Source organism: Rhodococcus sp. BH4 (assembly GCF_002079265.1).
In the GTDB taxonomy this organism is placed as follows: Bacteria; Actinomycetota; Actinomycetes; order Mycobacteriales; family Mycobacteriaceae; genus Rhodococcus_F; species Rhodococcus_F qingshengii.
In genome coordinates this window covers 218,973-242,451 of sequence record NZ_CP014941.1, presented here as the reverse complement: position 1 = coordinate 242,451, position 23,479 = coordinate 218,973, and the positions used below count along the sequence as shown (strand labels likewise).

The window sequence follows — 23,479 nt, the reverse complement described above, 5'->3', positions numbered from 1 at the left end:
CAAGTCAGGACGTTGCAAGACCGATTAGACCGGAAGCACTCGGTGCACCGCTCGACTCGAATTCGATCACGATCGGTTCGTCGACGGGGAAGTGTGCGGGAAGTAGAAGTAGTCCCTCCGACGCGCAGCGTTCGAGAAGTTCGCGGCGGGTGACCCTCGCGATCTCGGGATCCGCGTCGCCGCCCTGGCTGAGGTCCGGGTACAGAAACTGGATCGGATGGTGGATCACATCGCCGGAGATGACGGCGCCGCCGTCGGCAGTGCGAATCTCGATCACGATATGGCCCGGCGTGTGGCCGGGCGCGCTGCGAACGACGACGCGTGTGCCTTCGGACTCGACCAGGACGTGGCCGTCGTCGACCGCCTCCCACTTCGCCCCGTCCAGAACGGGACGGACGCTGTCCTCGAAGGTCTGCGCCAGATCCGAGACCACTCCTTCGTGTGGACCGTCGGCGGCGAGTTGTTGGAGCGCGGCCAGTTCGGTGCGATCGAAAATGTAGGTCGCGCGGGGGAAGGTAGGCCGCCAGGTTTCGGCGTCGAGGGCGGTGTTCCAGCCACAGTGGTCAGGGTGCAGATGTGTGCTGACCACCAGATCGACGTCGTCGACGGACACACCGGTGGCTGCGAAGCGTGAGAGGTAGTCGGTGCCGAACATGTGATGCGGCAAGAGGTTCGGCCGGTGCTTGCTGTTTCCGTTGCCGGTGTCGACGACGACGGCCTTGCCGCCGATCTCCACCAGGTAGGTGTGGATGGCAAGCACGAGGTCACCACTACCCTCGTCGAAGAACTCCGGTGTCAGCCGCGCCGACGCTTCACTGATCTCGGCCTCACTCGCCTGGGGAAAGAGCTCTCGCGGCGGAAACGGCCAGTGCGCCAGCTCTGTCAGTTGGGTGACGCGTGCCGACCCGACGTCGATGGTGAAGCTCATCAGTGTTTGCCTTCCGAACAGCTCGATACCGCTTGTGGGCACACACAAAGGCACCCACCGAAATGCTCGGTGGGTGCCTGGTCGGTGTCAATGGTTTTCGACGCCGGTGATCAAAGACTCTTCGCGATGATGCCCTTCATCACTTCGTTGGCGCCGGCGTAGATCTTCTGGACGCGGGAGTCCTCGTACATGCGCGCGATCGGGTACTCACGCATGTAGCCGTATCCGCCGTAGAGCTGCACGCACCGGTCGACGACGGCGCATTGCTGCTCGGTGAGCCAGTACTTGACCATCGCGGCGTCTGCGCCGTCCAGCTCGCCGTTGAGGTGATCCTCGATGCAGTTGTCGAGGAAGACACGGCAGGTGCGTGCGATCGTCTGGCACTCGGCCAGCTCGAAGGCGGTGTTCTGGAACTCGAAGAGGCTGTGCCCGAACGCTTGACGCGCCTTGGTGTATGCGACGGTCTCCTCGACTGCACGCTCGATGGTGCCGATGGCCTGCGCGCCGATGATGAGGCGTTCCTGCACCAGTTGCGCCATCAACTGACCGAAGCCGAGCCCCTCGGACTCACCGAGGAGGTTCGAGACGGGAACGCGAACGTCGGTGAAGGACAGCTCCGACGTATCTGCGCCGTGCTGACCGACCTTGTCGAGCACGCGGCCGACCGCAAAGCCTTCGCAGTCACGAAGATCCACGATCAGGAGCGAGACACCCTTGGCGCCCGCCTTGGGGTCGGTCTTGACGGCAAGCACGATCATGTCTGCGCTGCCACCATTGGTGATGAAGGTCTTCGACCCGTTCACGACGTAGTGGTCACCGTCACGGATCGCGGACGTGGTGATTGCCTTGAGGTCGGAACCTGTTCCTGGCTCGGTCATTCCGATGGCGCCGAGGATTTCGCCCGTTGCCATACCTGGCAGCCAGGCCTTCTTCTGCTCTTCGCTTCCGTACTCGAGCACGTAGTGGGCGACGATGCCACTGTGCACGGAGTTACCGAGCGCATAGTCACCGCAGTAGCCCTGCGCCTCGAAGACAGCGAGATCGTGCGCGAAAGTTCCACCGCCCCCGCCGTATTCCTCGGGAATCGAGCAGCACAGCAGGCCGAGCTTGCCGGCTTCGAGCCACACGGACCGGTCGACGCGATGCTGAGCGTCCCACTGCTCACGCTTGGCGATCAGTTCACGATCGAAGAAACCACGGGCCAGTTCGGCTACTGCGGTGATCTCGTCGTCGTGCCACGACGGCTTGCGCTTGGCCGCCATGATCAGACCCGCTTCAGCAGGGCAGCGAGTGCCTGACCGCCGCCGATGCACATGGTGACGATGCCGAATTCGAGGTCGCGGCGAACCATGTCGCGCGCGGCACGCAGGGTCAGGATGGCTCCGGTGGCGCCGAGCGGGTGTCCGAGGGCGATCGCTCCGCCGTACGGGTTGGTCTTCTCCGGATCCAGGCCACTGTCACGGATGACGGCGATGGCCTGCGAAGCGAACGCCTCGTTGACCTCGGCGGTGCCGATGTCGGACGGCTTCAATCCTGTTTGTGCAAAGAGCTTTTCGAGAGCGAGCACGGGAGCGTAGCCCATCAGGCCGGGCTCCATGGCTGCCGTCGTGACGGTTTCGAGCGTGACCAGTCCGGTGAGACCGCGCTTGGCTGCCTCGGTGCCCGTCGCGAGGACGAGTGCGCCGGCGCCGTCGTTGATGCCCGACGCGTTACCGGCGGTGACGGATCCGCCCTCTTCGAATGCGGGGCGCAGCTTGGCGAGGGTTTCGACGGTGGTTCCGGGCTTGGGATGCTCGTCCTCGGTGACGGTGACGGAGCGCCGACCACCGGTCTCGACGGGAGTGATTTCCTCGGCGAATGCCGCCTTCGCTGCGTCGGTAGCGGCACGGCGCTGAGATTCGACGGCGAACTCGTCCTGCTGCTCGCGACTGACGCCGTACTTACGGGCGACGGCTTCGGCAGTGCGGCCCATGTGAGCCTTGCTGAACGGGTCGGTGAGCATCGCGACGGTGCCGTCGACGAGGCTGCGATCGCCGAGCTTGTAGCCCGAGCGGGCGGCGAAGTCGTAGAAGGGCATGCGAGACATGCTCTCGTCACCGCCGGCGAGCGTGATGGCAGCTGCGCCCCATCGCATCTGCATCGCCGCAGACCACACAGCCTGCAGACCGCTGCCACAGAGGCGGTTGACGGTGTAGGCGGGGACGTTCTCGGGCAGTCCGGCGGCGATGCCGACGCGGCGTGCGTTGTAGGCGTCCGGGCCGACCTGGCCGATGCAGCCCATGACGACCTCGTCGATGTCTTCGGGCGCAACGCCGGCGCGGCTCAGCGCGGCCTTGGCTGCTGCGGCGCCCAGCTCGTGTGCGGGTACGTCCTTGAAGACGCCGCCGAAGCTACCGACGGGGGTCCTGGCCCCGTCGACGATGACGATCGGTTCGGGTGTGGTCATGATTGTCCCCATCTGCTGTGCTCACGTCGATTTCTCTGTCCGTGGCCGATACTAGGACATCGAAGTATCTCGCAGATGGGGACGTTGGTGTCAGGGTGTGGGAGCGCTCTCGGCGACGGGCACGACCTCGGCGTCGGTGTCTTTGTGGTTCCGGTAGCGGTAGAGCCCGATACCCACGAGGATCGCTGCAAGTCCCAGGGACACGATCATCTGGCTGCGCGTCGAGTCCAGGGTGAGCATTCCGATGCAGAGCGCGATGATGGCGGCGATCGTGGCGTAGGTCAGGTACGGGAAGAACCACATCTTGAGTTCCAGCTCCTGGCCCGAAGCTTCGAGCTTGCGGCGGGTGCGCAGCTGGGACACCGAGATGACCAGCCAGACGAACAGCGCGATCGCACCGGAGGAGTTGACCAGGAACAGGAAGACCTTGTCCGGGGAGAGGTAGTTCATGCCGACGGTCAGGAAGCCGACGATCGTCGAGACCAAGACAGCGCGCATCGGGACGCCGGTCTTCTCGATACGTGAGAGCGACTTGGGGGCGTCGCCGCGGCCGGCGAGGGAGAAGATCATGCGGCTCGCGGTGTAGAGACCCGAGTTGAGGCAGGACAGAACCGACGTGAGGACGACGACGTCCATGATGTTGCCCGCGGCCGGAATGCCGTAGGAGTCCATGACGGCGACGTACGGGCTGAGTGCAACCGACGCGCTGTCCCAGGGAAGCAGGGTGACGACCACCGCGATCGAGCCGATGTAGAAGATGAGAATTCGCCAGACGACGGATTTGACGGCTGCGCGAACAGCTTCGAGCGGGTTGGCCGATTCACCGGCGGCGATGGTGGCGATTTCGGCCCCGAAGAACGAGAACACGACCACAAGGACTGCGGCGAGCATCGCTCCTGTGCCGTTCGGCAGGAAGCCGCCGTGACCGGTCAGGTTTGTCATTCCGGGTGCTTCGACGCCGGGCATCCATCCGCAGATCGCCACGATGCCCATGCCGAGGAACGCGATGATGGCGACGACCTTGATGGAGGCGAACCAGAACTCGAACTCGCCGAACGACTTGACCGAGATGATGTTGGTCAGCGTCAGCACGATCATCAGAATCAATGCCCAGGTCCACTGGGGAACCCCCGGAACCCAGCGATTCATGATGAGGGCACCGGCGGTGGCCTCGATGCCGAGCACGATGATCCAGAACCAGGCGTACAGCCAGCCGATCGAGAAGCCCGCCCAGCGGCCGATGGCCTTGTCGGCGTACGAGGAGAACGAGCCGGTTTCCGGCGACGCTGCCGACATCTCACCGAGCATGCGCATCACGAGGATGACGACGACGCCGGCAAGCGCGTAGGAAATCAGGACACCGGGTCCCGTCTCCTGGATCGCCACACCGGAGCCGACGAACAGTCCGGCGCCGATGACGCCTGCGATCGCAATCATCGACAGATGCCGCTTCTTCAGCGTGTGCTGAAGTGCCGGCTGGTCTGTACTGGACATCAGTACTCCTTGTGGGCTGTTCGGAACGTGGATCTCGGTGGCGCTCTATCCGGAGCGCATTTTCGATAGCGCCAGTGTCGGACCTTCGGCAAGCTCGCGTCAGGCTCCACTTTGTACAAACGTGACCGCAGGCACTACAAAGTGGCGAGTTCGAGGTGTCAGACTGGACTCATGCCCATCACGCTCCGCCAGCTTTGTGCGACCGAACAGTTCGGCCTTCGCGTCCTGGCTGGGCACGACCAGCTCGATCGCACCCTGACCTGGGCACATGTCTCCGAACTTCCCGACCCGACGCCCTTCCTCGACGGCGGTGAACTACTACTCATCACCGGGGTGTCACTACCGACGACGGCCGCGGAAACGACCCGATTCGTACGGACCCTGGTGGCGGCCGGAATTGCCGGAATCGGTTTCGGAACCGGCCTCGGATACGAGCAGGCGCCACAGACTCTGGTGGATGCGGCCACCCGTTTCAGTGTGCCCCTTCTCGACGTCCCATTGCGAACACCTTTCATCGCCCTGACCAAAGCGGTGTCGAAGGCGCAATCCGACGACGACATGAAAGCGCTGCGCAGCAATTACCAGAGCCTGCGGCGACTGCTTCAAGCTGCGGTGACGGTCAACGGCACCCGGGCAGTCGTACGACGGGTGGCGGAATTGATCGGCGGATGGGCGGCTCTGCTGGACTCGGCCGGACATACCGTCGAGATCTCACACACCGCCGCGGCCGCCGGAATCGAGCGAACTGCCCCCGAGCGCGACGCCCGTCCGATGGAAGTCAGTTTCCTCACGAGTGAGAACGAGGACGTCATCTCCCATCCGCTGCTGACGTCGAGGGGAAAGCTGATGGGGTACCTCGTCGCCGGCTGCCCCGGCGCCGTCGGTTCACTGAATCAGGGCATCGTCATCGCAGCCGCGTCTCTGCTCACGTTGATGACGGCTCGAACCCGAGACGCACAGCTGACGATGAACCACCTTCGTACCGTTGCGATGCATCAGCTGTTCGAGGGACAGAATGCGCTCGCCCGCAACATCTCCGGGGAACTGTGGGGAGGATTTCCGGTCGAGCCTTTCCAGGTCTTCCACGTAGCGGGCCCGAGTGGCCTGCTCGAGAGCGTGTCCGTCTCACTGCTCGATGGTCTCAGCCGCGATCTGGCGTTCGGCATCACCGACGGTGCACTGATTGCCGTCGTCTCGGCTACCGACAGCGGGCGAATCCTCGCCCGTGTCAACGAAATCGACGTCACCGTCGGCGTGTCGGACATGCTGTGGTGGGACGATCTCTCGCGCGCCAGACGCCAAGCCGCGCAGGCAGCAGCCGAGGCCGGTGCCCGCAACCTGCCTTCGATGCGGTTCGCCGAACTCTCGGAGAGCGGATTGTCCGCATTTCTCGACCAGGATCGCTCGACGGCATTCGCGGCGGCACACTTGCGCCCGCTTCTGGAAGCGAAGGGCGGTAGCGATCTCTACCGGACCTTGGCCATGTGGCTGGCACACAACGGTGTGGGCGACGCCGCGGCCACAGCGCTGAATATTCATCGGCATACGTTGCGCAGCAGACTCGCTCGGATCGAGAGCCTTCTCCAGCTCGACCTCGGCTCCCCCACGGAACGTGCGGAGTTGTGGCTCGAGTACCGCCTGCTCGGCGACGCCCCGACCATCTGACCGACAACCAACGAACCCTGAACGACCTGAAGGGCCTCCGCCGGGTTACGGCAGAGACCCTTCAGAGTCGATACGTGCGAGTCGCTACCGACCGACCTTCCCCTAGCTTCCGCCCGTCGGTATCCACTCGCGGAGCACGTTGGCATCAACTACCTGCGCGCCCAAAACCTTTGTCCAGATGATGGTTCCGTTTTCGTAGACACGGAAAGTGCCTGCTTCGGAGGGCAACTGCATCTCCGGGCCGGCAGGAGCACCGAGAGAGCCGCTTTCACCGCCGAGCTCCCGATACTTCTTCTCGATCTGCGTCTCCGTAACCGTACCCGATGGATCGTCGGATGGCGAATTGGATTCCGGCACTGTCGATTCCGAATCCGGTGCCACTACCACACCCGCACCGTCACCGATGGTGAACCAGTCGGATTTCAGGCCGAGTTTCTGGCGGAACTGAATTCCGGTGGCGCCAACAGTTGCATCTGTTCCGACTACCTCGACTGCCGTCACTCGCCCGCCGTCGGTACCGAATCCGTTGCGCGAGAGAATCTTGAGCGATTGCAGCTCACCCACATCGAAGGCGTCCGCAATCTGCCCTGCGGTCAGATTCACTGTCCAGTCATGATTCGGAGAAAGGGCGTCACCGAGATCCTCGACGGCCGGGAATTCACCGCCGGAGCTGTAACCTCCTGTGGACGAGGAGAATTCGGTGGCAACGATCTTGCCGTCACGCGACAGAACGGCGCCGGCGGTGGACCGGACGGCTTCGGTGGTGCGGGGATCTTCCTTGCCCGCTCCGCCGTAGACCTGGCAGTCCTGAGTGTCGCAGGTGTCGGCGTACGAGCTGCGATGCTCGGTCGCAGCGTACGAGCGTGCTGCCACGGCTTGCGCCCGTAGCGCTTCGGCCCCACCGGAATCGGCCCATTCGGCCTTCGCTTCGACCGGCACCACGCCGAGCAGGTAGTCCTCCATGTCGAGGAGATTGACTGTCCGAGCCGAGCCGTTGTCGAGCACTACGCCGAGGGCGCCTCGATAGGGCGCGTCGTTGTTGCACAGCTTCAGGAACTGGTCGGCGGGTCGATCAGGACCGAGGTCCACCGGGTCCACCCACGGATGGTCGGTGACCGCTTCCCAGACAACCCCGCCACCGCACCCGCTGGTGACCACTACCTGCGCACCGCCACCAGGCAGTGCAGTGAGATGGGCAGCCTCGCCGGGCGCGGTGCGCTGACCGTTGACCACGAGGCCGGCGTCGGAGTAGACGTCGAGCGTCGAGTTGTCCTGGGCCGTGAGCCGCACACTCATCTGGGCAGGCGGCATCGAGTCCAGGACGGTTCCCCCGTAGTAGTGACTGAGGATTCGCTCGCCGGACCAGCCGTCGTTCTTGGCGTAGCCGTAAGCGCCCCACTGGCCCATTCCACGGCCATGTCCGTTGCCGTGCCCGGAGAGCGTGAATTGCGTGTCGGCAGCGACGGCGTGCAGGATCGACGGCTCGTCAGCGCGGATTTGCGTGAAACCTCCGATCGCGACGCCGAGCGCAAGAGCCGGAACGAGACCGAGGACCGAGATCCGCATCAGCGAGGTTCGCCTCCCGGGTCCGCCCACCAGAAAGCGACCTGCGCGACCGGACACAGGCTTCTTACCTGCAGTTCCGCTTCTTCCGCTTCTCGCCATCAATGCTCTCCTCATCGCTACCGGCCTCACGAGTCCGCGAAGTCGGTACTTCGCGCGCAGGCCAGTCCACAACGATTTAACTAAAGTCTCACCCTAAGGTTGAGCGTTATGGACTTTTGTGACTAGTGTGGCAAGAGTGTTTGGAGTTAGCAACACCAGTCACACGAGTCACATCAGCATCACGAGTTGCAGACGTACGCGTCCGAAAACTGGAGTTCAACCCCAGAACATGGCATCCGACCTGCTCGGATCCGGTTTTGAAGGATTCCGTTCACGGCCGTCATCGGCCCTGAAGTTCGCTCGCAAGTAACTACAACCGAGGAGTAATCCCTTGCCACACCGTCGACCGAAGCCCTCGCTCGTACTCGGGGCTGTAGCCGCAGTGGCTGTCGCAAGTCCTTTTGCGGTCTACGGCTTCACGAGCACTACGTCCGATGTACGTTCCGCGAACGAGACGACGTCAGTAGCAGTGCCGACCCAGATCGCAGAGGTGCTCCTCGCGTCGGTGCCCGACATCATCATTCCGGTCAAGGAGCTGACCGGTCTCGATCTCCCCGACATCAACCTCGGTGATCTGAGAAACCTCAAGCTCCCGACCGAAATCCCGCTACCTCCCGGGATCACGCTGCCGACCGAGCTGTTCCCGGCACCCGCTGCTCCCGGCGCCCCGACCGAAACCGCTCCGGTTCCTTCCGAGGAAGAGCCAGGTGCCGTGGTCAAGGAAGTCACCCGCGACACTCCGTTCAGCATGGTCGCGTTGACCTCGGACACCATCGCCTCGGCGCAGTCCAAGGTCCGCGCCCTGGCCGAAGACGGCACCTGGGGCCCGTGGTTCACCCCTGACGCCATCGACTCCGCCAGCTCGGATCAGGCCACCAACTCCGGTACCGCCACCGAACCGGTCTTCGTCGGCGCCACCAAGTCCATCCAGATCCTCACGCCGCGGGGTGCCGCTGCTCCCGCAGCCGAGGTTGTGCCGGCCCCGACTCCGGAAGCTGCCCCCGCGCCCGCTCCGGAAGCTGCCCCCGCTGAAGCACCCGCAGCCACCGGCGAACTCGGGTACACACCCGCTTCGGTGTCCAAGCCGCTTCGCCAGGTGACGACGGCAGCAGATGCCGTCACCGCCGTGTTGATCGACCCGGGTGCCAGCGAGGCAGACAGCAATCTGCAGGCCGTCGCAGCGCCGCTCGGCGGCAGCGGACCGTCCGTCATCACCCGTGCTCAGTGGGGAGCAGACGAGTCACTTCGCTGCGACTCCCCCACCTACGACGACTTCATCGGTGGCGCGACCGTTCACCACACCGCAGGTAGCAACAACTACACGAAGGCCGAATCGGCCGGCATCGTCCGCTCGATCTATGCCTACCACGCACAGACGCTCGGCTGGTGCGACGTCGGATACAACGTCCTCGTCGACAAGTACGGTCAGACCTTCGAAGGCCGCGCAGGCGGACTCGACAAGGCAGTTCAGGGTGCACACGCGGGTGGATTCAACGAGAACACCACCGGTATCGCGATGATGGGCGACTACTCCACCGTCGAGCCTTCGCAGGCGACGCTCAACGCCGTCGGCAAGTTCCTCGGTTGGAAGCTCGGCATGGCCGGACTCGATCCCAAGGGCCGAACGACGATGTACTCCGAGGGCACCGAGTTCACGCCGTACCCGCAGGGCGCAGCAGTCGATCTGCCGATCATCTTCGCCCACCGCGACGTCGGAAACACCGCGTGCCCGGGTGATGCCGCATACGCACACATGAACGACATCCGGAACATCGCGGCCGCGAACATCGGGGGAACGTTGAACCCCTCGAACCCTTCCAATCCGTCGACGCCTGCGCCCAAGCCGACCACTCCGGTCGACACGGTCACCGGTGGCACCGGTTCGTCGATCCCGGATCTGGTCACCCAGATTCTGCAGATCACCGACAATTCACCGCTCGCGCAGAAGTGGATCGCCGAAGGTGGCGAGATCGGACGCCTCGGCCAGGCACTGTCCGGAATTCTGCAGGCGAAGCTCGGCAACCAGGGTGCGCTGTTCCAGAACGGCGCTGTCTACACCTCGCCGAACGGCGGAGTGTTCACCGTGCTCGGCGAGATCTTCAAGTCGTGGCAGAGTTTCGGTTCCGACGCGGGTGAACTGGGATTGCCGATCTCGGACGAGTACTCGATCCCGGACGGCCTGCGCAGTGACTTCGAGAACGGTTCGCTGATCTTCAACCAGATCACCGGCATGGTCACGAAGGTCCTCAAGACCTACAACGAGACCTTTGCCCAGGAAATGGCCAACAGCGCGCCTGTCGGCTGACACTCGAGCAGTACACGTCCTCGGGCGCTGGTGGGTTCTACGACCACCAGCGCTCGAGGACTTTTGCGACCCCGTGTGCCGAATTGGTGTCGGTGACCTCGTCGGCTGCGGCTTTGGCTTCGGGGTGAGCGTTGCCCATGGCGACGCCGAGTCGAGCCATCCCCAGCATCGGGATGTCGTTGGGCATGTCTCCGAAGGCCACCAGACCCGACAGGTCGAAGCCGAACCTCTCCGCGGCAGCAACCAGGCCCGACGCCTTCGTGATGCCCGGCGCCGAGAGTTCGATCAGTCCGTTCTCGGTGGAGTACGTCATGTCGGCGAGCGCACCGACGTGCGGGGCGAGCGTGTCGTACATCGCCGTGCTGGTCATGCCTGGACGGCGAATCAGGAGTTTGACGGCCGGCGCCGCAAGCACTTCGTCCTCGGACATCTCGGTGTTGTCCGGGTTGAGCCAGGCATGTTCGTAGTCCGGTGAGCTGACGAATTGTGGGGTGGCGGCGTCATGTGCGCTCTCCCCTACTCGTTCCGCGGCCAAACCTGCGCCCGGGAGTGCAACCAGTGCCAGCTCGGAGAGTTCGGTGAGTGCGTCGACCGACAAGGTCGCGGCGCTGAGGACGCGGTCGGCGTAGCTGTCGTAGACAACGGCTCCATTGGCGCAGACGGCGAGTGGCGCGTATCCCAAGCCCTCGACGACGGGCGAAATCCATCGCGGAGGACGCCCGGTTGCCAGCAGGAACGGCGTGCCGGATTCGACGACGGCATGCACGGCGGCGCGGGTGCGGGCACTGACCAACTCGTCGTGATCGATGAGGGTGCCGTCGACATCGGTCGCAACCAAGGTTGGGCGGTCAGGGCTGATACGACGGTCTGGGCTCACACCGCCATTGTGCCTGCCCGGTACGACGGTCTCGCTCAGCGCGCCCGCTTCGCGCGTTCCTGTGCGTCCATGGCCGCGGCTTCCTCCGGCGTCGGTGCGCCACCGCCGAGTCGGCGAGGCACCCAGTACGCCCCGGGCTCGTGCACGAACCCGTCCTGCACGTGGCGCAGGATTGCATCCATCTCGATGCGCAGAATCTCGCTCAACGCTTCGGCGGGCTCGACCGGATCGATCGGTGCACCCACCTCCACCGAGATCGGGAAATGATTGCGGCCCAGATTTTTCGGTCCGCCCTTGGTGACGATCCGCTGGGCGCCCCAGACGATCAGCGGAATTATCGGAACGCCGGCGTCGATGGCCATCCGAGCTGCTCCGGATTTCATTTCCTTGATCTCGAAGCTCCGGCTGATCGTCGCCTCCGGGTAGACGCCCACCAGTTCGCCCCGTTTCAGGGCGTCGACTCCGGCTCGATACGCCTGCGCTCCGGCAGAGCGATCGACTTCGATGACACCGCATCCACGCATGAGGAAGCCGAGGACCTTGTTGTCCGCCAACTCGGCCTTTGCCATCACCCTGAGCTTGCGTTTCGCGGTACCGACCGCCAGGGCCGCCGGTATGAAATCGAGGTAGCTCGTGTGGTTGATCGCGATGACGGCACCGCCGGACACCGGGACGTGCTCCGTCCCGGTGCGGGTGACTTTCACGCCCTGGAAACCGCTCAGACCACGCGCGACTACCTCGACAGCGGTGTAAACGGGTTCGAAGGACATCGGTCAGCCTTCGGACTTCCGCGCCTCGCGAGCCTTGGCTTTCGCCTCGGCCTCATCGGCATCCATCTTGTCGGCCTGCTCGAGCGTCGGCGCGCTGCCACCGAGGCGAGCCGGCACCCAGTACTCGCCGGCGGGATGGTCGTAGTTCTTCTGCAGATCGAGCAGCAACTCCTGCATCGTCGACCGCAGCTTCGCCGTCAGCTCACTCGCCGGCTCGAAAGGTGCAATCGGCTCGCCGACGGCAATGGAGATGGGAGTGTTGGTGCGGCCCAAACGCTTCGGATAACCCTTCGTCCACACGCGCTGAGCGCCCCAGATGACGACGGGAACGATCGGGACGCCCGCCTCGATCGCCATCCGAGCGGCGCCGGACTTGAATTCCTTGATCTCGAAGCTCCGACTGATCGTGGCTTCGGGGTACACGCCCACCAATTCGCCGCGCTTCAGGAAATCTACGGCCGCCTTGTAGGAGTCGGCGCCCGCGCCGCGGTCGACCGGGATGTGCTTGAGGGCCCGCATGATCGGTCCGGAGATCTTGTTGTCGAAGACCTCTTTCTTGGCCATGAACCGGATGTAGCGCTTCGGGGTCCGTGCCGGCAGTCCCGCATACGTGAAGTCCATGTACCCGGTGTGGTTGATCGCGATCACGGCGCCACCGGACGCCGGGATGTTCTGCTCTCCCTTGACGGAGAACTTCAGGCCCTCGAAAGCGAAGACGGTACGGGCGATGCCGATGACTGTTCTGTAAACGGGATCCACAGTTCGCTAGCGTAGACGGGAATCCGTGATCTGACCCGCAGCAGTTCTGGGGTGGATGTTGGTCAGAATGTCGCAAAAGGGGCGTACGAACGAATGAAGTCGGCAGGACGAGCGGCAGTGGGGGCAGTCGCACTCGCCATGACGTTGGCGATAACCGCATGTGAGGACGACGGACGGACGGGAATCCTGACGGACGAACCGTCTCCGCCGACGACTGAAACCACGACGACAACCACTCTCGCACCCACGACGACAATTGCGCCCGCTGCGCCGGTCGCGCCACCTCCGGTTGGTGACGTGCCCGGCAATCCGGCTGCTGCGCCGGCCTTGGCAGCTTGGGCAACGGACCTGGTGTCCTTGGACGTGGACGCGCTCACGAACGCATGCTGGACGATGCCGCCCACAACGATCGCCGACCGATACTCGGATGTTCCCGCCATCTTGACGGCCATCGCCGCACCAGGCGTCGACGGCCAGTACGCGGTCACCTGGAGCGGCGGCGGACTCTCCGTCGCCGCCAAGCGCTCGGAGATCGCTTCCGGCTATGCGTGCCCGTTCGTCTTCCCTGCGGGGCAATCAAACTTCTACACCGCGGCCGACGCTTCCCACGCCGTCGTCAGGTTTCTCTCACGCGCCACGGGACGGCCGGTCAATACCCGCGACGTCGAGACGTTCTATCCACTGATCTGCCCCGGCAACAGCCCGTGGGATCCGGACGGCACCGGCGCAACCGGCCAGCCGCCTCTCAAGCTCGATCCGAATCAGCTGGCCGGTATCAAGTCTTTCGACGCCGACGCTGCAACAGTCAGTCCGGTTCGCGGCGACTACGTCCGTGTCACCCTGCCCGTCAGCGACGGAACCGGTAACTCGCGCTCGATGCAGTTCACCCTGTCGATCGGCCCCGAGGGATATTGCCTCGGGGCCGCGACCTGAACTGCTTCGGTCAGGAACCGAAGGGAAGGAAATCGCTCGAGCCAGCGCTGCCTGAACCGAGGCTGCCCGTGCCACCACCGGTTGCAGCCTTGACCTGAATTGCGTGGGCCGTCGAGGTGGAGCCTGTGAATCCGGCTGCGCCACTGTAGATTGCCGAAATCGAATGCGTGCCGGTTGTGGTGAAGGTGTGGTTCAGCGCCGCGATCCCGTTGACCACTGCAACAGCGTCACCGATCGGAGTATCCCCATCCATGAACTGCACCGTTCCACCGTTCTGCACCGAACTGACAGTCGCCGACAGGGTCACCGACTTGTTCACCACGGCATCACCAGGCACCGTCACCACAGTCTCCGTGGTGACATCCGAAGGCGCAGGGTCCGTTACATTCACCGTCCGCGCCTGGGCCGAGGATCCGACTACACCGGCTCCTCCCGAATAGACCGCAGTGATGCTGTGCGCACCCGCAGAGGTAAACGAATGCGTCAGGCCCGCAGCGCCGGCCGTAACCGCTTCAGGACCGCCGATCGCGACGCCACCGTCGTAGAACTGCACGGTTCCGACGCCGACAGCATCATCCGACGACGTTCGGACGGTTGCCCACAAGTCGGTCGCCACACCAGTTTTGGCGTCGGTCGGAATATTCAGTTCGACGACGGATTCCTGGTCGGCAACACTGACCTGAACTGACTTCGCACTCGCAACCGAGTTTTTGAATCCGGCACCAGCGGTGAAATTCGCGGTAATGCTCTGCGCGCCAGCGGCATCGAAGGAATGCGAGAGGGTCGCGGTACCACCGGACACCGTCACCGGTGCACCGATTGCCGTGCCGTTCGACTTGAACTGCACCGAACCCACAGCGTTGTTCGGAGCAACCGTCGCGGTGAGATCAACCGCCGTACCCGTAACCGCCGTCGCGGGAACCGAGAGCGACGTCGTCGTCACCACATCCACCGGAGCCGGATCAGAGACCGTCACCGCCTGAGCCGACGCCGACGAGCTGACAAACCCTGCACCAGCAGTGAAGTCAGCCGTAACACTCTGAGCACCAGCAGTATCGAACGTATGGCTCAATGTCGCAACACCGCCAGTCACCGTCACCGGTGAACCGATCGCCGTGCCGTTCGACTTGAACTGCACCGAACCGACAGCGTTGCTCGGAGCAACCGTCGCCGTCAGATCAACAGCAGTACCCGTAACCGCCGTCGCGGGAACCGAGAGTGACGTCGTGGTCACCACATCCACCGGAGCCGGATCCGACACCGTCACCGTCTGAGCCGACGCCGACGAGCTCACAAACCCTGCACCAGCTGTGAAGTCAGCCGTAACACTCTGAGCACCAGCAGCATCGAACGAATGGCTCAGTGTCGCAACACCCGCGGAGACTGTCACCGGCGAGCCGATCGCCGCACCGTTCGACTTGAACTGCACCGAACCCACAGCATTGTTCGGAGCAACCGTCGCGGTCAGATCAACAGCCGTACCCGTGATGGCAGTCGCGGGAACCGACAACGACGTCGTCGTCTCCACATCCACCGGAGCCGGATCAGACACCGTCACCGTCTGAGCAGGCGCCGACGAACTCACAAACCCTGCACCAGCTGTGAAGTCAGCCGTAACACTCTGAGCACCAGCAGTATCGAACGTATGGCTCAATGTCGCAACACCGCCAGTCACCGTCACCGGCGAACCGATCGCAGTGCCATTCGACTTGAACTGCACCGAACCCACAGCGTTGTTCGGAGCAACCGTCGCCGTCAGATCAACAACCGTACCCGTGACCGTCGTAGCCGGAACTTGAAGCGTTGTAGTCGTACTCAGCGCTGAGCTCGAGATCTCGATGGTCTGAGCTTGCGCGGTCGAACCACCAAAACCTGCAGTACCTGAGTAGACCGCAGTGATCGAGTGTGATCCCGTCGTGGTGAACGTGTGATCCAGGGTCGCCGCTCCGCCAGTCACCGCGATGGGTCCGCCGATGTCGATGCCACCGTCCTTGAACTGGACCGTTCCGCCGTTAGCTGCCGGTGAGATGTTTGCGGTCAGCGCGACCGAGGTCTGCTCGACGGCACTACTCGGCACTGTCAACGACGCAGTCGTCTGTACAACGGCAGCGGCCACGCTCACTGTGCGTGCCGGTGACGTGGATGTCAGAAACTCGAGAACACCGTCGTACACAGCGGTGATGGAGTGATCTCCCGCCGCGGTGAATGTATGTGGCAGTGTGGCAACGCCATTGACGACGGCCACCGGGGCGCCGATGTCAGTCCCGCCATCCTTGAACTGAACGGTGCCGCCTGTCGGCGCCGGGGAGACCTGCGCAATCAAATCCGTCGATTGACCGATCGTTGCCGACGCGCCGGACGTCACTGCGGTCGTGGTCGCCACCTGCGAGACGATGTTGACGGTGGCCAATGCCTGACCACCCGCATTCAATCCCGCGCTGCGTGAGTCATGCGGAGAGCAGTTGTACCTCTCCCAGTATGCGACGGTGAAGACGTCCTTCTCGCGCTGCAAGAAGGTGAAGGCATTTTTCGGAGAATCAAAGGATCCCGAATTGCCATCCGTCACCCTTAACTTCGGCTGCACAGTGCTACCCGCACCACCCGCAATCACCGTCACATCGATCGCCGGCAACCGGAAAGTCTTTCCAGCCTCCGCGCCGATTCCGCCATCATCGTTCTTACTTGCACTCGGACCGTTTCCACCACCGCCATTGGAGTCAGCAGTCTGATTGTTCCCCGAAATACGCAAGTGAGTGCCCGCAGCATCCGGCGAACCACCGTCGTTGATTCGAATTACCGAGGGCGCCGCACCCGACAAATTCGACGACGTACCCGCCACTACCTGAGCATCGACCAACGACACCCCCGTAGGAATGTCGAAGTCGTACTTCATCCGTGTCCACCTGATCGCCGAACGCCCCGCATGACCACTCGTGGGAACAGTCATCGCACCTGGCTGGACTCGGTAGGTGAACGTCGACCCCGCCGCGACCTTCTCCGGAGCCGAGATGGTCACGCCCGTGGAGTGGAATTCGTCGGAGATGCTGCCCAAGCCAGGGTGCTCGTAACCATCGCAACCCAGTTTGAACCCGATCGAGTTCTCCACCGCGGGAGATGACGTCGGAGCTGCCGAAGCAACGCCACCTGCCACCAGCACGCCACCGACCAACGCCGCCACCACGACCGCGGAACTTCTTCTCACCAACACGAACTCTCCTCAGCTAGCAACAGACGTGGATCGGGAACCGCACGGAAGGAGGTCACTCGAACAGAGCGGAAATCGGAATGGAGCTGGACGCTCGTACAGTACCCGTCAAAAGTAGTACTTGTATCAGTTATTTCAGACAAACATTCACGAATTGCCAATAGTTCAGCTAACGACCGATCAGCGATTCCCGAAGAGCAATGCCCCCTTGCACCTATGGGTGCAAGGGGGCATCACATCATCGGAGAATCATGAACCGAACGGCAGCGACAGTGAACCGAGCGAACCGGAGCCACCACCCCCGTTACCGACGTTCACAACCGATGCAGTCGACGTGGAACCCGTGACGCCCTGGGCTCCGCTGTAGACCGCGGTGATCGAATGGTTGCCGGTCGTGGTGAAGGTGTGGCTCAGCACGGCCTGCCCACCGACAACATCAACGGCAGTTCCGATCGGAGTCGTTCCGTCGAAGAACTGGACGGTTCCCGACGTCGCGCCGGAAGAACTGACCACAGCCTTCAGCTGCACCGCCGTGCCGACCTTTGCCGAGGACGGAGCCGTCAACGACGTAGAGCTTTCGACATCCGACGGGGTCGGAACCGTGACATTGACGTCGACAGACTCCGCAGTGGACGACGTGAACACCCCGGATCCACTGAATACAGCCGAGACTGCAAAGGTGCCTTCTGCTCCGAAGACGTGCGGGAGCTTGGCAACTCCGTCAACAACCGCGACCGGGGCGCCCAGATCGACTCCACCGATCTTGAACTGGACCGTTCCGCCGGAAGGCACCAGGGCGTCCGAGGGATCTTCGGACACTGTCGCGAAGAGATCAACAGGCAGTCCGACCTTGGCTTCACCCTGAACACTCAGCACCGTCTTTGTCGCCTTGTCGACCGGAGCCGGATCAGACACCGTCACCGTCTGAGCAGGCGCCGACGAACTCACGAAGCCAGCACCAGCGGTGAAGTCAGCCGTAACACTTTGAGCGCCAGCAGCATCGAACGCGTGCGAGAGAGTCGCAACACCGCCACTCACCGTCACCGGAGTGCCGATCGAAGTGCCGTTCGACTTGAACTGCACCGTACCGACAGCAGTATTCGGAGCAACCGTCGCCGTCAGATCAACCGCCGTACCCGTGACCGCCGTCGGGGGAACCGACAACGACGTCGTCGTCTCCACATCCACCGGAGCCGGATCCGACACGGTCACCGTCTGAGCCGACGCCGACGAACTCACAAAGCCAGCACCAGCGGTGAAGTCAGCCGTAACACTCTGCGCGCCAGCAGCATCGAACGAATGGGTCAATGTCGCAACACCCGCGGAGACTGCCACCGGAGTGCCGATCGCCGTGCCGTTCGACTTGAACTGCACCGTACCCACAGCAGTATTCGGAGCCACCGTCGCCGTCAGATCAACCGCCGTACCCGTGACGGCAGTCGCCGGAACCGACAACGACGTCGTCGTCTCCACATCCACCGGAGCCGGATCCGACACGGTCACCGTCTGAGCAGGCGCCGACGAACTCACAAACCCTGCACCAGCGGTGAAGTCAGCCGTAACACTCTGCGCACCAGCAACATCGAACGCGTGCGACAGAGTCGCAACACCGCCACTCACCGTCACCGGAGAACCGATCGCAGTGCCGTTCGACTTGAACTGCACCGTACCCACAGCAGTATTCGGAGCAACCGTCGCCGTCAGATCAACCGCCGTACCCGTGATGGCCGTCGCCGGAACCGAGAGTGACGTCGTCGTCTCGACATCCACCGGAGCCGGATCAGAAACGGTCACCGTCTGAGCAGGCGCCGACGAACTCACAAACCCTGCACCAGCGGTGAAGTCAGCCGTAACACTCTGCGCACCAGCAACATCGAACGCGTGCGACAGAGTCGCAACACCGCCACTCACCGTCACCGGAGAACCGATCGCAGTGCCGTTCGACTTGAACTGCACCGTACCCACAGCATTGTTCGGAGCAACCGTCGCCGTCAGGTCAACCGCCGCACCCGTGATGGCCGTCGCCGGAACCGAGAGTGACGTCGTCGTCTCGACATCCACCGGAGCCGGATCAGAAACGGTCACCGTCTGAGCAGGCGCCGACGAACTCACAAACCCTGCACCAGCGGTGAAGTCAGCCGTAACACTCTGCGCACCAGCAACATCGAACGCGTGCGAGAGAGTCGCAACACCGCCACTCACCGTCACCGGAGAACCGATCGCAGTGCCGTTCGACTTGAACTGCACCGTACCGACAGCAGTGTTCGGAGCAACCGTCGCCGTCAGATCAACCGCCGTACCCGTGATGGCCGTCGCCGGAACCGAGAGTGACGTCGTGGTCTCGACATCCACCGGAGCCGAAGCAATGCTGATCGTCGCGAGTGGACCTGCACCAGCGTTGAGAGGCGTGGTGTCCCTGTTCTCGCGAGGCGAGCACCGGGTCGGAGCCCACTGTGTACCAAGGAAACTCGCCTTTGCGAGCTGAGTGCTGAAGTTTTCGCTGGCACCGAGGTTGCCGGCCGCACCCGCGGTCCTCACCTTCGGCTGGATCACTCCCGTCGCACCAGCGACCATCGTTACGTCGACTGCGGGAAGTCGGAACCACGTGTCTCCGTTGCCGTTTGTCGAGCCATCGAGGTTCTTCTTGGACTTCGGTACTCGAATTCCACCCTCCGAGTTCGTGCTCGTCGTCGGACTGTTGCCGATCACCTGGTTGTTTCCTGACAACCGCAGGATCCCGCCGCTGCCGTCGACATTGCCAGAATCGTTGACTCTGAGAACATTCGGTGCGACATTGTCGAGTCCGATGGAGGTACCTGCGACGACGGTAGCGGAAACGTACGTCGCATTGCTCGGGATGGCATAGTCGATTTTCAGACGTGACAAGTTCGTAGTAGTCGCTCCGGAGTCCTTGTCCGGATATGACGTTCCGCTCGGCTGAATTCGGTAGGTGAAAGTCTCGCCGGGCTGGACAGAAGCCGGGGCGTCGACCGTGATGAGGTTGTCGGTGACCTTGTGGACGTCTCCGATAATCGATCCGGCAACGCACGCTGTTTTGAAACCGGTGGTCGAGATAGCAGCTGACGCGGGCGTGCCGACCAGCAGCATTCCGGCGACCATGGCGGTTCCGGTTATGGGCACGGCGAATCGCCGCAACTGAGAGATTTGGGGCATGGGCACTTCCTTCGGAAGGGCAAACATGAGCAGTGGATTCGGACAAAACGTGTGCGCGCCGTCACAACATAACGAAAAAACTAGTACGTGTACTATTTTTGGCAAGACACTTGTCCAATTCACCCCGGACTCACCCTCGTATCACCAGACGCGGGATGGAAAAGCAGGGTATGGAAACTCGATTGAACGCAAAACTATCGCCAAAGCGGCCCATCGACAACGCTTTTGGTGGTCACCGCGCCAATCGGCGGGAAAAAGTTGATATTTCGTCAGTTCAGAAAAAGTTCCAAACCTACCAGTACGAAAGTACGAAAAGGGCCGCGACGGAGTCCGTCGCGGCCCTGATTGTGTTGGTTCAGCGTGTCAGCGAAGCACATCCGTGCCGACAAACGGCACCAATGCCTCGGGCACTCGCACCGAGCCGTCGGCCTGCTGATGGTTCTCGAGAATCGACACGATCCAGCGCGTCGTAGCCAAGGTGCCGTTGAGAGTGGCGGCCGTCTGCGGCTTGCCGTTCTCGTCGCGGTACCGAACTCCGAGGCGGCGGGCCTGGAACGTCGTGCAGTTGGACGTCGATGTCAGCTCGCGGTAAGTGCCCTGCGTCGGGACCCATGCCTCGCAGTCGAACTTACGCGCAGCCGAAGAACCGAGGTCTCCGCCGGCGACGTCGATCACGCGGTACGGAACGTCGATGGCTGCCAACATGTCTCGCTCCCACCCTAGGAGACGCTGGTGTTCGGCGTCGGCGTCCTCGGGACGGCAGTACGTGAACATCTCGACCTTGTCGAACTGATGGACACGGATGATGCCGCGGGTGTCCTTGCCGTAGCTTCCGGCCTCGCGGCGGAAGCACGAGGACCAACCGGCGTAGCGCTTCGGGCCTTCGTTCAGTTCGAGGATCTCGCCCGAGTGGTAGCCGGCCATGGGTACCTCGGAAGTTCCGACGAGGTACAGGTCGTCATCCTGCAAGTGGTAGATCTCGTCCGAGTGAGCACCGAGGAAGCCGGTACCGGCCATGATTTCCGGGCGTACGAGCACCGGCGGAATCATCATCGTGAATCCGTTGGCGATCGCCTTCTGCGCAGCCAACTGCAGCAGTCCGAGCTGGAGCATGGCCCCGTAGCCGGTCATGAAGTAGAAGCGCGAACCCGAAACCTTGGCGCCGCGTTCCATGTCGATCAGGCCGAGCGACTCGCCCAGCTCGAGGTGATCCTTCGGCTCGAAGTCGAACTTCGGAATCTCACCGACGTGTTCGAGAACGATGTAATCGTCCTCGCCGCCCGCCGGCGCACCTTCTTGTACGACGTTGGAAATCGCGCGGTGTGCGGCGTCGAGCGCGGCCTGCGCCTCGTGCTGCGCGGCCTCGGCTTCCTTGACCTTTGCCGCCAGTTCCTTGGAACCTTCGAGCAGTGCGGGACGCTCCTCCGGAGATGCCTGTCCGACCTTCTTGCCGAAGGCCTTCTGCTCTGCACGGAGGTTGTCTCCGGTCAGAACGGCAGCGCGTCGGGACGCGTCGGCTTCGAGCAGAGCGTCGACCAGTCCTGGATCTTCTCCACGGGTGCGCTGCGACTCGCGGACGATTTCGGGGTTCTCACGGAGAAACTTGAGGTCAATCACGACTTCGAACTTTACCCACTCACTGCAGCTCTCCGACGGTCACGTCCACGTCGGAGAGGGAGAGATCACGATTCGAGCAGACTCAGGTAGTCCTCGCGTCCGAACATCCGAGCCGCGTCGACCGCCGTCGGGTGTCCACCTTTCGGGTCGGCTCCCCCGCTCACCAGCGCTTTCACCACCGCATCCTCGCCCTTGAAGACCGCCCCGGCAAGGGGCGTCTGGTTCTTGTCGTTGGGCCGGTTGACGTCGGCGCCGCGCTCGATCAGGGCAACGACGGCGTCAGCGTGACCGTGGTACGCCGCCAACATGACGAGCGTGTCGCCACTCTCGTTGGTCAGATTGACGGGAACTCCGGCATCGACGTACGACGCCAGCCCGGCTGCATCACCGGTTCGTGCCATGTCGAAGAGCCGGCCCGCCAGCTCGACAGCCTCGGGATCGAGTGGGGTGTTTTCGCTCATGACTACAAAATACTCACAGACGCGATTGTGAGTTTTGTAGTGAAGGTTCGATATCGCCACGGCAACAGGCATGATGGAATCGATGTCCGAAGACAAGATCGAGAAGTCGCCAGATCCGGCAGATCCCCAGGGGGCGCCGGCGAAGAAAACTGTCTCCGCGAGTCGCACCCGTCGGGTCCTGGCCGCCGTCGCGGTGGGTGCGGTGGTCGCCGCGATCGCAACGATCGCGATTTCCGGTGGATTGAACAAGGACGACTCGTCCTCGGTCAGTGTCAGTGGCGGCGGTCCAGCAGCGACGGGCTCTGCTCGCGACGACGCTTTCACCGCGGCTGCGGCCGGAGACTGCCTCAACTGGACGCCTGCGACCGAGTCGGGCGGGGACCGCACGGACATGTCGAAGGTTCAGTGCGGAAGTGAGCATCGCTTCGAGGTCGCCGGTCCACTCGACCTGTCGGTGTTCCCCGGCGCCGAGTTCGGCCCCGGTTCCCGGTACCCGGGCGCCCTTCGATTCGCCGAACTCCGCGACGAGCACTGCACACCCATCGTCATGTCCTACCTCGGTTCGAAATTCGATCCCAAGGGCAAGTTCAGCGTCGGCCTGATGTTCCCGAGCGAATCCGGTTGGGCCTCGGGCGAGCGCGCACTGCGTTGCGGCTTGCAGTTCTCGACGACGACCGGCGAACTTCAACCGTTCGCGGGCCGCGTGGCGGATCAGGACCAGTCGAACGTGTGGGACGTCGGCACGTGCATCGGCATCAACCAGAACCTCCCGACCGATCCGGTCGACTGTGCGAAACCGCATGCATACGAAGTTATTTCGGTGATCGACCTCGGCACTCAGTTCCCCGGCGCGATGCCGTCGGTGGAAGATCAGGACCGCTATCTCGAAGGCGTCTGTACTCAGGCATCCAACGAGTACCTGGGTTCCGCAGACGCACTTCGCGACAAGACGCTGACGCTGTTCTGGGACAACATTTCACTGGAAAGCTGGTTGGCCGGTAGCCGCCGAGTCAATTGTTCGATCGGCAAAGAGGTCGAAACCGGCGGGTTTGCCGCGATCACCGGAAGCGCCAAGGGCGAGATCCTGATCAACGGTGCCGCTCCGGTTCCGCCACCCGCTGCACCGGAAGGTCGGTCGTTGCCGACGCCGTTGCCCGGCGCAGCTCCGCCGTCGTAAGCC

Annotated in this window: 16 protein-coding genes; 4 read left to right on the top strand and 12 right to left on the bottom strand. The window is 63.1% G+C overall.

Annotated features, from left to right (window positions below; genetic code table 11):
- Window positions 1-4 precede the first annotated feature (4 nt).
- From A0W34_RS01155 to A0W34_RS01140, 4 genes are all read right to left on the bottom strand, one after another.
- Window positions 5-928, bottom strand: a complete 924-nt coding sequence (locus A0W34_RS01155; protein WP_064687987.1) for an MBL fold metallo-hydrolase — start codon at window positions 926-928, stop codon at window positions 5-7.
- Between the two features lie 110 nt (window positions 929-1,038).
- Window positions 1,039-2,190 (bottom strand): acyl-CoA dehydrogenase family protein, encoded by a 1,152-nt coding sequence (locus A0W34_RS01150; protein ID WP_081557203.1) that lies wholly within the window; start codon window positions 2,188-2,190, stop codon window positions 1,039-1,041.
- A gap of 2 nt (window positions 2,191-2,192) precedes the next feature.
- Window positions 2,193-3,374 carry a thiolase family protein gene (locus tag A0W34_RS01145; protein WP_081558734.1) on the bottom strand — a complete coding sequence of 394 codons (1,182 nt, stop codon included), beginning with the start codon at window positions 3,372-3,374 and terminating at the stop codon, window positions 2,193-2,195.
- A 90-nt stretch (window positions 3,375-3,464) separates the two neighbouring features.
- Window positions 3,465-4,868, bottom strand: a complete 1,404-nt coding sequence (locus A0W34_RS01140; RefSeq protein WP_007731826.1) for an amino acid permease — start codon at window positions 4,866-4,868, stop codon at window positions 3,465-3,467.
- 171 nt (window positions 4,869-5,039) lie between these two features.
- On the opposite strand from A0W34_RS01140, the gene A0W34_RS01135 reads away from it, so the two are divergent.
- Window positions 5,040-6,533 carry a PucR family transcriptional regulator gene (locus tag A0W34_RS01135; RefSeq protein ID WP_003943944.1) on the top strand — a complete coding sequence of 498 codons (1,494 nt, stop codon included), beginning with the start codon at window positions 5,040-5,042 and terminating at the stop codon, window positions 6,531-6,533.
- A gap of 102 nt (window positions 6,534-6,635) precedes the next feature.
- On the opposite strand, the gene A0W34_RS01130 is transcribed toward A0W34_RS01135, so the two are convergent.
- The gene (locus A0W34_RS01130) at window positions 6,636-8,198 is read right to left on the bottom strand and encodes a SpoIID/LytB domain-containing protein (RefSeq protein ID WP_030535824.1); all 1,563 of its coding nucleotides are present in this window, start codon (window positions 8,196-8,198) and stop codon (window positions 6,636-6,638) included.
- A gap of 331 nt (window positions 8,199-8,529) precedes the next feature.
- On the opposite strand from A0W34_RS01130, the gene A0W34_RS01125 reads away from it, so the two are divergent.
- Window positions 8,530-10,503: an N-acetylmuramoyl-L-alanine amidase gene (locus A0W34_RS01125; RefSeq protein WP_081557202.1), complete on the top strand. Its 1,974-nt coding sequence runs from the start codon at window positions 8,530-8,532 to the stop codon at window positions 10,501-10,503.
- Between the two features lie 37 nt (window positions 10,504-10,540).
- On the opposite strand, the gene A0W34_RS01120 is transcribed toward A0W34_RS01125, so the two are convergent.
- The 3 genes from A0W34_RS01120 to A0W34_RS01110 are packed head-to-tail and all read right to left on the bottom strand — an operon-like array spanning window position 10,541 to window position 12,909.
- Window positions 10,541-11,362, bottom strand: coding sequence for a Cof-type HAD-IIB family hydrolase (locus tag A0W34_RS01120; protein WP_037131235.1), 822 nt, complete (start codon window positions 11,360-11,362; stop codon window positions 10,541-10,543).
- Between the two features lie 53 nt (window positions 11,363-11,415).
- Window positions 11,416-12,150, bottom strand: coding sequence for a lysophospholipid acyltransferase family protein (locus A0W34_RS01115; protein ID WP_058038054.1), 735 nt, complete (start codon window positions 12,148-12,150; stop codon window positions 11,416-11,418).
- 3 nt (window positions 12,151-12,153) lie between these two features.
- Window positions 12,154-12,909, bottom strand: coding sequence for a lysophospholipid acyltransferase family protein (locus tag A0W34_RS01110; protein ID WP_003943903.1), 756 nt, complete (start codon window positions 12,907-12,909; stop codon window positions 12,154-12,156).
- A 93-nt stretch (window positions 12,910-13,002) separates the two neighbouring features.
- On the opposite strand from A0W34_RS01110, the gene A0W34_RS01105 reads away from it, so the two are divergent.
- Entirely contained in the window at window positions 13,003-13,842 is an 840-nt protein-coding gene (locus tag A0W34_RS01105) for a hypothetical protein (protein WP_075831794.1), read from the top strand.
- 10 nt (window positions 13,843-13,852) lie between these two features.
- Here A0W34_RS01105 and A0W34_RS01100 read toward each other — a convergent pair whose 3' ends face one another.
- The 4 genes from A0W34_RS01100 to A0W34_RS01085 form a co-directional block, all read right to left on the bottom strand.
- Window positions 13,853-17,044, bottom strand: coding sequence for a beta strand repeat-containing protein (locus A0W34_RS01100; RefSeq protein ID WP_081558733.1), 3,192 nt, complete (start codon window positions 17,042-17,044; stop codon window positions 13,853-13,855).
- A gap of 252 nt (window positions 17,045-17,296) precedes the next feature.
- The gene (locus A0W34_RS01095; protein ID WP_198035679.1) at window positions 17,297-20,221 is read right to left on the bottom strand and encodes a beta strand repeat-containing protein; all 2,925 of its coding nucleotides are present in this window, start codon (window positions 20,219-20,221) and stop codon (window positions 17,297-17,299) included.
- 363 nt (window positions 20,222-20,584) lie between these two features.
- Complete coding sequence (gene serS / locus A0W34_RS01090) at window positions 20,585-21,838, bottom strand: serine--tRNA ligase (protein ID WP_007736032.1); 1,254 nt, start codon at window positions 21,836-21,838, stop codon at window positions 20,585-20,587.
- A 65-nt stretch (window positions 21,839-21,903) separates the two neighbouring features.
- Window positions 21,904-22,299: an ankyrin repeat domain-containing protein gene (locus tag A0W34_RS01085; RefSeq protein WP_003945404.1), complete on the bottom strand. Its 396-nt coding sequence runs from the start codon at window positions 22,297-22,299 to the stop codon at window positions 21,904-21,906.
- A gap of 70 nt (window positions 22,300-22,369) precedes the next feature.
- Between A0W34_RS01085 and A0W34_RS01080 the strand changes: the two genes are divergently transcribed.
- Window positions 22,370-23,476, top strand: coding sequence for a septum formation family protein (locus A0W34_RS01080; RefSeq protein ID WP_081557200.1), 1,107 nt, complete (start codon window positions 22,370-22,372; stop codon window positions 23,474-23,476).
- Window positions 23,477-23,479 lie beyond the last annotated feature (3 nt).

Bases quoted from the DNA above. Each gene is read 5' to 3' on its own strand.
- A0W34_RS01155 (WP_064687987.1), bottom strand. From the start codon at position 928: ATGAGCTTCACCATCGACGTCGGGTCGGCACGCGTCACCCAACTGACA.
- A0W34_RS01150 (WP_081557203.1), bottom strand. From the start codon at position 2,190: ATGGCGGCCAAGCGCAAGCCGTCGTGGCACGACGACGAGATCACCGCA.
- A0W34_RS01145 (WP_081558734.1), bottom strand. From the start codon at position 3,374: ATGACCACACCCGAACCGATCGTCATCGTCGACGGGGCCAGGACCCCC.
- A0W34_RS01140 (WP_007731826.1), bottom strand. From the start codon at position 4,868: ATGTCCAGTACAGACCAGCCGGCACTTCAGCACACGCTGAAGAAGCGG.
- A0W34_RS01135 (WP_003943944.1), top strand. From the start codon at position 5,040: ATGCCCATCACGCTCCGCCAGCTTTGTGCGACCGAACAGTTCGGCCTT.
- A0W34_RS01130 (WP_030535824.1), bottom strand. From the start codon at position 8,198: ATGGCGAGAAGCGGAAGAAGCGGAACTGCAGGTAAGAAGCCTGTGTCC.
- A0W34_RS01115 (WP_058038054.1), bottom strand. From the start codon at position 12,150: ATGTCCTTCGAACCCGTTTACACCGCTGTCGAGGTAGTCGCGCGTGGT.
- A0W34_RS01105 (WP_075831794.1), top strand. From the start codon at position 13,003: ATGAAGTCGGCAGGACGAGCGGCAGTGGGGGCAGTCGCACTCGCCATG.
- A0W34_RS01095 (WP_198035679.1), bottom strand. From the start codon at position 20,221: ATGCCCCAAATCTCTCAGTTGCGGCGATTCGCCGTGCCCATAACCGGA.
- A0W34_RS01085 (WP_003945404.1), bottom strand. From the start codon at position 22,299: ATGAGCGAAAACACCCCACTCGATCCCGAGGCTGTCGAGCTGGCGGGC.
- A0W34_RS01080 (WP_081557200.1), top strand. From the start codon at position 22,370: ATGATGGAATCGATGTCCGAAGACAAGATCGAGAAGTCGCCAGATCCG.